Raw genomic sequence first — 11637 nt, 5'->3', positions numbered from 1 at the left:
AAAAAAACTTTTTGAAAATGAAAAAAAACATTTTTTTAACCGCCGTAATTGTATTTTTAGGAATACTTGCTTGTAGTGATGACTTTACTACAAATGATCCTGAAAATGTAGAAGACCTAGAAACATTTTTCCAAAATGAGGAAAATGTAGAAGCAGCTGTCATTGGAATTTATGACTTAATGCACTTGAACTATAGTAGAGACTGGCACAGTGCCTTCTTAGTAAAATTATTACCTGGAGACGATGCAAATGCTGCAGGAGGAAATTCAAGTGACCAACCACAGTTGCAAGATATTGATGATTATGCTAACATTTCAACTGCCAATGGATCTATTGAAAGTGTTTGGAATAATTTCTATAGTACCATTGCACTTGCGAACTTAGTTATTGAAAGTTTAAATGAAAGTACGTTAAGTAATAAAGATAGAGCAACTGCAGAAGCTAAATTTATCAGAGCTTGGTGCTATTTCGAATTAACAACAATGTTTGGAGATGTTCCATTACGTTTAACGCTTCCACAAGGAGCAGCAGATTTCGGATTGGCAAAATCGTCAAGAGCAGATATTTATGCACAAGTTGAGGCTGACTTAACTGCTGCAATTGCAAGTTTACCAGAAAAAACGGCTTTGGCTGATGCATTTAGATTCTCTAAAGGAGCAGCAGAAGCATTAATGGGGAAAGTATTAGTTTTCCAAGAAAAATATTCTGAATCAATTCCTTTCTTTCAGTCTGTAATTGGAAATTCAGCACACGACTTAGAGCCAAATGTAGCAGATGTTTGGTCAATCGATAAAGAATTTGGAGTAGAATCATTAGTAGAATTAGGATTCGTTTCAACTTCTGGAAGAGATTGGGGAAATATCGCTTGGGGCGGAAGAAACGAAAGTAACTTACACATTCAGTTAATGGGACCTAGAGGTGACGGAATTTTTGACGTAACTGGAACAGGTTTATTAAACGGATGGGGATTCAACTTACCAACAGCGAAACTAGCAAATGCATTTGATGCTGCTGGAGATACACAAAGAAAATCAGCAACGTTACTTACAGAAGCAGAACTAATTGCTGCTGGTGGAGGAGTTGATCCAACAAGTGCTACTGGTGGTGTAATTTGGGATTACGAAGGAGCTATCAGAACAAAATATGCTTCAAGAGCAGAAGACACTAGTGATGGTGGTGTTCGTGAGTTAAACTACAGTACAAACTTTAGAATATTCCGTTATGCAGAAGTATTATTATTAGCTGCAGAAGCGTATAACCAAGCTGGACAAGACGGAAGCGCTCGTACAGAATTAAACAAAGTTAGAAACAGAGCTGGATTGGCAGATGTAAGTACATCACTTTCTGGAACTGCATTATTTGATGCTATTGTAGAAGAGAAATTCTTAGAACTTGCACACGAAGGACAACGTTTTTGGGATTTAGTACGTTGGGGAAGAGCTGCTACAGAATTAGCAGGTACGGGATATGCTCCTAAAAATGACTTATACCCAATTCCTATTACTGAAATTGACAAAAACGGAGAGTTAACAATAGCTGATCAGAATCCTGGATACTAATTCAAGGAGAAAGATAACGTCAATTTTCTATTCAAAATAAGTATTTGAATTGCTGTAACAAAGCAGTATGTAACCATGCTGCTTTGTTATTTTTTAGTAAAAACTCAATTTTGAAAAGTACGACTCGAATGCTTCTTTTATTCTCTTTTTAGTTGAAGACGTACTTTACTATTGCATCACTTTTTAAATTATACACCGAATCAATTTACCTCACTAATGAAAAGACTGAGCAGGGCTTTTATTGTTATTCTTCTCATATTTGGTTGTGCAAAAAACAACAACGAAACGCTTGTTACGGAAACCCTTTTTACAAAATTAGATGCACAACAAACAAATGTCCTTTTCAATAATACCTTAGTTGAAACTGATTCACTCAACTATTTTAAATACACCTCTATCTATATGGGAGGCGGTATTTCGGTCGGAGACATCAATAACGATGGTTTATCCGATCTATTCTTTACAGGAAATCAAGTCGAAAACAAATTATACCTAAACAAAGGCGATTTAACGTTTGATGATATATCTGTAAAAAGTCAAACCCAAGGAGACAACCGCTGGTATACCGGAACAACTATGGTAGACATTAATAATGATGGTTACTTAGATATTTACTGTTCGGTGGCTGGTAAAAGCGGCAACAAAAAAAATCAACTATTTCTAAACAACAAAGACAACACATTTACAGAAGCAGCCGAAAAATATGGCATTGCTGATGAAGGAAACTCTATTCAAGCTACTTTTTTTGATTACGATAATGATGGTGATTTGGACATGTATTTGGCAAACTATCCCATTGCACATCCTTCGACGCCGAATATGATTTATAAAAATCGTATGGAAAATGTCAATGATATTGAATCTGATAAATTATACAGAAACGATGGAGAAACCTTTACCGATGTGTCGGAAGAAGCAGGTGTAAAAAACTATAGTTTCTCTATTGGTATCGCTGCCGCAGATATTAACAATGATGGCTGGCTTGATTTGTACGTTTCAAACGATTATAGCATTCCTGACTTTATGTACATCAACAATCAAGATGGAACCTTTAAAGAAGTTATCAAAGAAGCAACCAATCAAACAGCATTTTACGGAATGGGCGTTGATATTGCTGATATTAATAATGATGGATACTTAGATATCTTTCAAGCAGATATGGACGCTGATAACAATCGCCGATCAAAAGCAAACATGGCAAGTATGAATCCTCGCTTGTTTTACGAAACAGTTTTATATGGATTTCATTATCAATACATGCACAATTGTTTGCAACTCAACTCTGGATTTATGGAGAATGGTGTGCCAAAATTCTCTAACATTTCTCGCTTAACCGGAACTTCTTCTACCGATTGGAGTTGGGCACCTTTATTTGCAGATTTCGACAACGATTCTCACAAAGACTTATTTGTAAGCAATGGCACACGAAAAGAAATCAACAACAAAGATTTCTTCAAAAAAATAGGAAAAAAAGAATATGACAAACTATCACTGGTAGAAAAAAGTCAACAAATCCCTAGTGAAAAAATAGACAACTTTATGTTCAAAAACCTTGGCGGATTGGAATTCAAAAAAGCTAATAAAGATTGGGGAATTGAACACAAAGGATTTTCAAATGGTGCAATTTATGCCGATTTAGACAATGATGGCGATTTAGAAATTATCCTCAACAATATTGACGAAGAAGCAGTTATTTTCCAAAACAATGCTTCTAACAACTACTTAAAAATACAATTCAAAGGTACTGCTACAAATCAACACGGTTTAGGTTCGCGTGCCATCGTATATACTGACGGAAAGCAACAAGTGCAAGAACTCACCTTAACCAGAGGATTTCAATCATCAGTAGCGCCAGAATTGCATTTCGGATTAGATAAAACCACGAAAATAGATAGCTTACACATCATTTGGAATGATGGAAAAACAGCAACACAAAAAAATATCACAGCCAATCAAACACTAATTGTAAGTCATGATGAGGCTGCTCCCAAGACCCAAGCCCTAACACCTAAAACCCAAAAAACAAAGCAGACACTATTCACTACCAATACAACTCTTTCCGAAAGCATCAAACACAGTGAAAATGATCATGACGATTTTGCAACACAAGTATTATTGCCGCACAAAATGTCTACACTTGGTCCAGCAATTGCAACGGCAGATGTTAATAAAGACGGTTTAGAAGATCTCTTTGTTGGCGGATCTTTTGGACTTGTTCCTTCGTTATATATACAAACAAAAGACGGTTTTGAGCCACAAAAAACAACAGCCTTTGATGCGGATAAAATTTCGGAAGATACAGGCGCTTTATTCTTTGATCCCGATCAAGATGGCGATCAAGATTTATACGTAGTAAGTGGCGGATATGAATTCTCGGAAACCTCCAACTTCTTAAAAGATCGTTTGTATATCAATGACGGAACAGGACAATTTCAAAAAGATGAAATGGCCATTCCGAACAATACTATCAGCGGATCGCGCGCTTACACATTAGACTACAATAAAGATGGAAAAAAAGATATTTTAGTACTTGGACGACAAACGCCAGGGAAGTATCCATTTCCAACGTCTAGTTACCTCTTAGAAAATATCTCTACAGCAGACATGGTAAAATTTGAAGACAATACGCAAAACTTTGCGCCTTCCTTACAAGGAATTGGCATGGCAACAAGCGCTATCATTACAGATTTTAATAATGATTCGTGGGATGATATTATTTTGGTAGGCGAATGGATGCCTGTGACCATTTTACAAAACAATGAAGGTGTTTTTACCAATGTGACCGAAAAGATGAAATTGCAAGAAACCGCAGGTTGGTGGTGGAGCATCAATCAAGGTGATTTTGACAATGATGGAGATATGGATTATCTCATTGGAAACAATGGACTGAATTACAAATACAAAGCAACAGAAGACGAAACATTTGATATTTATGTAGAAGATTTTGATAAAAACTCCAAAGAAGATATTGTACTAAGCTACTATGAAGAAGGCGAACAATATCCTGTACGTGGACGTCAATGTTCATCGCAGCAAGTTCCAGGAATCAAACAAAAATTTAAAAACTACGACGACTTTTCAACAGCAACACTCATTGATGTATATGGAAAGAAAAACTTAGAAGAAGCATTGCATTATCAAATAAAATCCTTTGCGAGTATCTATCTAGAAAATACGAAAGATGGATTTAAAATTCATCAGTTGCCAATGCAAGCACAGCTTTCAAGCATCAATCAAATACTAATTGAAGATTATGATAAAGATGGTCATCTAGATGCGCTTATTGCTGGAAACTTATACAATTCTGAAGTAGAAACACCAAGAAATGATGCTAGTTATGGCGCTTTCTTAAAAGGCGATGGAAAAGGAAACTTTCAACCAATACCTGTTACAAAAAGCGGATTTTACACAACAGGAGATGTAAAAGACTTGCAACAAATAAGCATAGGAAATACACCGTATATTCTTTCAGTTAAGAATAATGACTATATACAATTTATCAAACATAACAACTAAAAATACATGCGCTATATCATAAAACACTGTTGATATAGTATTGAAATACACTTTTTTACACCTAACACCTATATGAAAAAAATAGCTTTATTTTTTCTGCTGATCACATTCATGAGTTGCAAAACAAATAACACACCTACCAAAGAACTTACCGCAGAATTAGAATACAAAATAACAGCCCAATTAGGCGAAGGCGCTTTTTGGGATTACAAAAACGAAGTCTTGTATTGGATAGATATTATAGGCGAATCATTACATATATATTCTCCTAAAGACAAAACAAACAAAGCAATAAAAATGCCTGCACCGATTGGCACAATAGTTCCTTCGGAAGAAAAAAACAAAGTCGTTGTGGCATTGAATGATGGTGTATATGTGGTTGACATTACTACGGAAGAAATTACAAAACTAGCCGATGTGGAAGCCGAAAATGGAGGCACACGATTGAACGACGGAAAATGTGATCCAAACGGAAACTTATGGATTGGTTCTATGGACTATTCACAAACGAATCCTGGTGGAAATTTATACAAAGTAAACGCAGAAGGAAAAACAGATAAAATGCTTGGAAACATTACAATTTCAAACGGAATTGTATGGTCTAAAGACAACAAAACGATGTACTATATTGATACACCAACTGCCAACATAAGAGCTTTTGACTTTGATGTAACTACCAGTACAATTACGAATGAAAGAGTGGTTGTAACAATACCAAAAGAAGAAGGTTTCCCAGACGGAATGGCAATTGATGAAAATGATATGCTTTGGGTTGGGTTGTGGAATGGAAACTGTATTGTGAATTACAATCCGCAAACAGGAAAACTCATCCAAAAAATAAAAGTACCTGCACACAATGTGACTTCTTGTGCGTTTGGTGGTAAAAACTTAGATGTACTTTATATTACTACAGCTAGTTTGGACATGACTGACGAAGAAAAAAAACAATATCCAATGGCAGGTTCATTATTCAAAATAAAACTAAATACCAAAGGTGTCCGCAGCACTTTTTTTAAAAAGCCAATACTCAAAGTAACGGAAACAACTAAAGAACAAACACAACACTAACATGAAAAAAATATACACGCTTATTTGTGTGCTGGCATTCACACTAGTTGCTTGTGAAAAAGAGCAAAAACCAACAAATGAACTGGAAACGAAAGTGTCTGATTTACTCTCTAAAATGACACTTGATGAAAAAATAGGACAATTAAACTTACGCGGAACTTCAAGTAGAGTAAAAGGAAAATTACCAGATTCTCTAAAACAAGCAGTCCGCGATGGAAAAATAGGCGCCTTTTTAAATGTTACCAACACGGAGTATGTAGACGAATTACAACGTATTGCTGTAGAAGAAAGCCCAAACAAAATTCCATTAATCTTTGCCCGTGATGTAATTCATGGATATAAAACCATATTTCCAATTCCATTAGGAATGGCGGCAAGTTGGGATACACAAGTGGCTAAAAACTCTTCAAGGGTAGCGGCGGTAGAAGCTTCTTCTTTTGGAATACGTTGGACGTTTGCACCGATGTTAGACATTGCCAGAGACAGTCGTTGGGGAAGAATTGCAGAATCGCCAGGGGAAGATCCATTTTTGGCTTCCACCTTAACGAAAGCTTATGTAGAAGGCTTTCAAGGCGATAGTTTAAACGATCCTACAAGTATGATTGCCTGCGCAAAACACTTTATTGGATATGGAGCTGCCATTGGCGGACGTGATTATAACACAGCTATCATTAGCGATGCACAATTACACAATATTTATTTGCCACCATTCAAATCGGCAGTACAAGCAGGTTCGCAAACGTTTATGACTTCTTTCAATGAAATGAACGGAATTCCAGCTTCTGGAGATCGAAGAATGCTCACAGAAGTATTGCGAGAAGATTTTGGTTTTGATGGTTTTGTAGTATCAGATTGGGATTCTGTCAAAGAAATGATTCCACACGGATATGCAGAAGATTTAAAACATGCTGCTGAACTCTCTTTAAATGCAGGTTTAAATATGGAAATGACCAGCAAAGCTTTTGAAAAACATACCAAAGAATTATTAAAAGAAGGAAGAATTACCGAAGATCAAATCAATAGTTTAGTAGCTGATATTTTACGAGTTAAACTCAGAATGGGCTTGTTTGAAAAACCATATCGTGTAGACAAAAGTGATAATTTATATGCAGATGCACATTTACAAATGGCGAAAGAAGCTGCGATTAAAAGTTCGGTACTCTTAAAAAATGACAATAATGTATTGCCGTTAACTGCTGGAAAGAAAATTGCTGTTATTGGACCATTAGCAGACAAGCCTAGAGAACAATTAGGAACCTGGACGTTTGATGGTGATGGAAAATATACCAAAACACCGATCAATGCGTTTCAAAACAACAATGTAAACTACAATTTTGTAGAAGGCTTATCATACAGTAGAGACAAATCGACGAAAGATTTTTCAAAAGCAATTGCTGCTGCAAAACAATCGGATGTAATAGTATTTATTGGAGGAGAAGAAGCCATTCTTTCTGGAGAAGCACATAGTAGAGCCAATATCAATCTGCCAGGAGCGCAAGAAGAATTGATCAAAGAATTGGCAAAAACAGGCAAACCAATTGTATTAGTGATCATGGCCGGAAGACCAATTACGGTTACGAACATTCTAGATGATGTAGACGCCATTTTAATGACATGGCATCCTGGAACCATGGGCGGACCAGCGATTCACGATATGATTTTTGGAATTGCAGAACCTAGCGGAAGATTGCCAGTAACATGGCCAAAAGTTGCAGGACAATTGCCATTATTCTACAATCATAAAAATACTGGAAGACCCGTAATTCCAGAAGAATTTGTACAAATGGACAGCATTCCAATTGGTGCATGGCAAAGTTCTTTAGGAAATACATCACACTACTTAGATATTGGTTATTTACCACAATATCCGTTTGGATACGGTTTGAGTTATACAACTTTCGCATACAGCAATCAAACTTTATCGAGTAATACAATCTCAGAAAATAATGATATTACGGTGAAAGTTACGGTAAAGAATACAGGAGCGCGCGAAGGAAATGAAATTGTACAATTGTATGTGCAAGATGTAGTTGGACGTATTACGCGACCTGTAAGAGAGTTAAAAGGCTATCAGAAAGTGACTATAAAACCGAATGAAGAAAAAGAGCTCACGTTTACACTTTCGTTAGAAGATTTAAAATACTATGACAATAACGAAGAATATGGAGTAGAAAAAGGTGATTTCAAGGTGTGGATTGGTCAAAATGCTGCCGCAGGATTAACCACAAAATTCAGATATGAATAAACTATTTGTCATCATGGGTGTAAGTGGCTGCGGTAAAACTACCGTTGGAAAACTCCTGTCTTCAACCACAGGAATTCCTTTTGTAGATGCAGATGCATTTCATCCGGATGAAAATGTGCAAAAAATGACCAATGGTATTGCGTTGACAGATGTAGATAGAGCACCTTGGTTACAGAATTTAAACGAAGAACTCAAACGAAAATCACAAGAAAATGGCGCTGTATTAGCATGTTCCGCTTTAAAAGAAAGCTACCGAGAAATCTTGTCAAAAGACTTAGGAAATCTACAGTGGATTTACCTTAAAGGAGATTTTGAATTGATTCAAACACGCATGCAACAACGCCAACAGCACTTTATGAATGTCAACTTATTACAATCGCAGTTTGATACCTTGGAAGAACCGACATACGGAATACAGTTATCCATAGATCATTCGCCAACAAACATCGTGACACAAATACTTAACAAAACAGCACAACCATCATGAAAGCTTCTTTTGGAATTATAGGATTAGGTGTCATGGGAAAGAGTATTGCCATAAATGCTTTAAACAACGACATTTCTGTTGCGGTTTTCAATAGAGAAACGGAACGCGAAGTCAATATTGCAGGAAAATTTGTAGCGGAGCACGAAACTAAAAAAGTGCAAGGTTTTTCAGATATGCGCGATTTTGTCAGAGCTATAGAAACGCCTCGCAGAATTTTACTCATGGTCAACGCAGGAAATCCAGTAGATCATGTAATTCATGCTTTGCTGCCATATCTTTCAGCAGAAGATATCATTTTAGATGGAGGAAACTCGCATTATGAAGATACCAACAGAAGAATATCATTTCTGCAAACTAAACATATCCACTTTTTAGGAGTTGGAATTTCGGGTGGAGAAGAAGGCGCTTTAAAAGGTCCGTCGTTAATGCCTGGTGGCGATCGTACCAGTTATCATAAAGTGGCTGATGTATTGGAAACGATTGCGGCAAAAGATATCTATGGAAATCCGTGTTGTGGGTATATTGGCGCTGAAGGCGCAGGACATTTTGTGAAAATGGTTCACAACGGAATTGAATATGGCGATATGCAACTGTTAGCAGAATTGTACGAGATATTAGCTAAAAGTAAAACCTATGAAGAAATTGCGGCACTATTCAACGCGTGGAATCAGACGGAATTATCAAGTTACTTATTAGAAATTACAGCACAAATTCTAAATACAAAAGAAGGAGACGATTATGTATTGGATACTATTTTGGACAAAGCCGGAAACAAAGGAACTGGTTCATGGTCTAGCAAAGCGGCGTTAGAATTGGGAATTCCGACCACAATTAAAACGGCAGCTGTCTATGCACGATACATTTCATCATTCAAACAAAAAAGACAACAATTAGCCATCAATAGTCACAAAGATACTGTTGGTGACATTGCTATAGAAACACTAAAAGAAGCCTATAGTTTTGCAAGAATCCTCAACTTACATCAAGGATTTGAATTGCTCAAAGCTGCTTCAGAACACTACCAATGGCAATTGGATTTTGCAGAAATCTGTAGAATTTGGTCCAACGGATGCATCATAAAATCAGAACTTTTACAGGAAAGTATTCAAGTTTTCAAACAACACAATTCCTTGCTAGATGCTGTCAATATCACACAAAAACTAGCACAACAAGAACCAAAAGCGAAAGAAATATTGAAATATGCTTTGGACAATCGGTTGAATGTTCCGTGTATTTCAGAAGCGTATTCGTATTGGATTATGATGACGACCGATCGAACATCTGCCAATATGATTCAAGCACAGCGTGACTTCTTTGGAGCACATACCTTTCAAAAAGTAAACGATTCCACACAACAATCATATCATTACCAATGGAAAGCCTAATAGAAGTAGCACAAGAAAAAGCAACACTCGATATTCGCTTATTACTCTCAGTTTTAGGTGGAATATCAGTATTATTAGTCCTTATTTTACGGTTTAAGATTCAGGCATTTATTGCATTGCTCTTAGCAAGTATTACGGTGGGAATTCTGGCTGGAATACCGCCAATGGCCATCATAACGACCATGAAAAAAGGAATGGGCGATACGCTCGGCTTTGTAGCATTAGTCATAGGTTTGGGCGCTATTTTTGGTTCCATACTTGAATATTCTGGTGGCGCAGAAGCGTTAGCGCGATTCATGCTGAAAAAGTTTGGCGAAAAACGAGCTTCTTGGGCACTTATGATTACAGGGTTTCTAGTGGCAATTCCCGTATTTTTTGATGTAGCGTTTATCATTTTAGTACCAATTATCTACTCATTACAACGAAGAACTAAAAAATCATTATTACTATATGCAATTCCGCTTTTGGCAGGATTGGCCATTACACATTCCTTCATTCCACCAACGCCAGGACCCATTGCGGTAGCAGATATTTTGGGAGCCGATTTGGGTTGGGTGATTTTGTTTGGATTTATTGTGGGAGTTCCAACGGCAATTGTGTGCGGACCAATATTTGCTAAATATATTGCTGAAAAAATTCATGTAGATGCTCCAGAAGCGACTACAGAAAACATCAAAAATGAAGATTACCCTGCGATAGGATTAATTCTTTCCATCATCGGAATTCCAATTCTGCTCATTGTCTGCAATACTATTATTAACAGTCCATTGGTAAGTGAAGAATTCATTTCTTTAGAAATAAAACAATGGATAGGTTTGATAGGAAATCCAATTGTAGCGCTCATCATAGCAAATTTAATTGCTTGGTATGTACTGGGAATTCGACGAAAAGTGACCAAACAAAAATTACTAGATATTACTTCTGCGTCAATGGCACCTACAGGAATTATTATCCTGCTTACAGGAGCTGGAGGCGTTTTTAAACAAATGCTCGTAACGACTGAAACTGGTAAAATGTTAGCTGCATATTTTGCAGAAATGGGCATTCCAATTATTATCTTCGGGTTTTTCATTGCAGTATTGGTGAGAATTTTGCAAGGTTCGGCAACCGTCGCTATGATTACCGCAGCAGGAATTACCGCACCGTTAGTCATGGCACAAGTAGATATTACCGCGATTGACAAAGCTTTATTGGTTATTGCTATTGCGTCAGGAGCTTCTATCATGTCGCATGTAAATGACAGCGGATTTTGGCTGGTTAGTAAATATTTAGGAATTAACGAAAAACAAACCTTTCAAAGTTGGACAGTGATGACAACAATTCTAGCTTTGGTTAGTTTTACGATTGTCATTATACTATCATTCATCAAATAAATTT

7 protein-coding genes are annotated in these 11637 nt (G+C 36.7%); all 7 read left to right on the top strand.

Annotated features, from left to right (window positions below; translation table 11 throughout):
* Positions 1 to 17 precede the first annotated feature (17 nt).
* The 7 genes from Q0845_RS13580 (at position 18) to Q0845_RS13550 (ending at position 11633) form a co-directional block, all read left to right on the top strand.
* Positions 18 to 1559: a RagB/SusD family nutrient uptake outer membrane protein gene (locus Q0845_RS13580; RefSeq protein ID WP_298514088.1), complete on the top strand. Its 1542-nt coding sequence runs from the start codon at positions 18 to 20 to the stop codon at positions 1557 to 1559.
* 216 nt (positions 1560 to 1775) lie between these two features.
* Entirely contained in the window at positions 1776 to 5075 is a 3300-nt protein-coding gene (locus Q0845_RS13575; protein WP_298514085.1) for a VCBS repeat-containing protein, read from the top strand.
* A 72-nt stretch (positions 5076 to 5147) separates the two neighbouring features.
* On the top strand, positions 5148 to 6143 hold the full coding sequence (locus tag Q0845_RS13570) for an SMP-30/gluconolactonase/LRE family protein (protein ID WP_298514083.1): 996 nt from the start codon (positions 5148 to 5150) through the stop codon (positions 6141 to 6143).
* A gap of 1 nt (position 6144) precedes the next feature.
* The gene (locus tag Q0845_RS13565; RefSeq protein WP_298514081.1) at positions 6145 to 8388 is read left to right on the top strand and encodes a glycoside hydrolase family 3 N-terminal domain-containing protein; all 2244 of its coding nucleotides are present in this window, start codon (positions 6145 to 6147) and stop codon (positions 8386 to 8388) included.
* The gene (locus tag Q0845_RS13560) at positions 8381 to 8875 is read left to right on the top strand and encodes a gluconokinase (RefSeq protein ID WP_298514079.1); all 495 of its coding nucleotides are present in this window, start codon (positions 8381 to 8383) and stop codon (positions 8873 to 8875) included. The genes Q0845_RS13565 and Q0845_RS13560 overlap by 8 nt, the downstream gene beginning before the upstream one ends.
* Positions 8872 to 10260: an NADP-dependent phosphogluconate dehydrogenase gene (gene gndA / locus Q0845_RS13555; RefSeq protein WP_298514077.1), complete on the top strand. Its 1389-nt coding sequence runs from the start codon at positions 8872 to 8874 to the stop codon at positions 10258 to 10260. Before Q0845_RS13560 ends, gndA begins: the two co-directional genes overlap by 4 nt.
* Positions 10248 to 11633: a gluconate:H+ symporter gene (locus Q0845_RS13550; RefSeq protein ID WP_298514075.1), complete on the top strand. Its 1386-nt coding sequence runs from the start codon at positions 10248 to 10250 to the stop codon at positions 11631 to 11633. The genes gndA and Q0845_RS13550 overlap by 13 nt, the downstream gene beginning before the upstream one ends.
* Positions 11634 to 11637: the final 4 nt, after the last annotated feature.

Origin of the sequence: uncultured Kordia sp., assembly GCF_947489565.1 — a bacterium.
In the GTDB taxonomy this organism is placed as follows: Bacteria; Bacteroidota; Bacteroidia; order Flavobacteriales; family Flavobacteriaceae; genus Kordia.
Note: the sequence above shows the minus strand (reverse complement) of the source record. Positions and strands in the feature narration are given on the sequence as shown.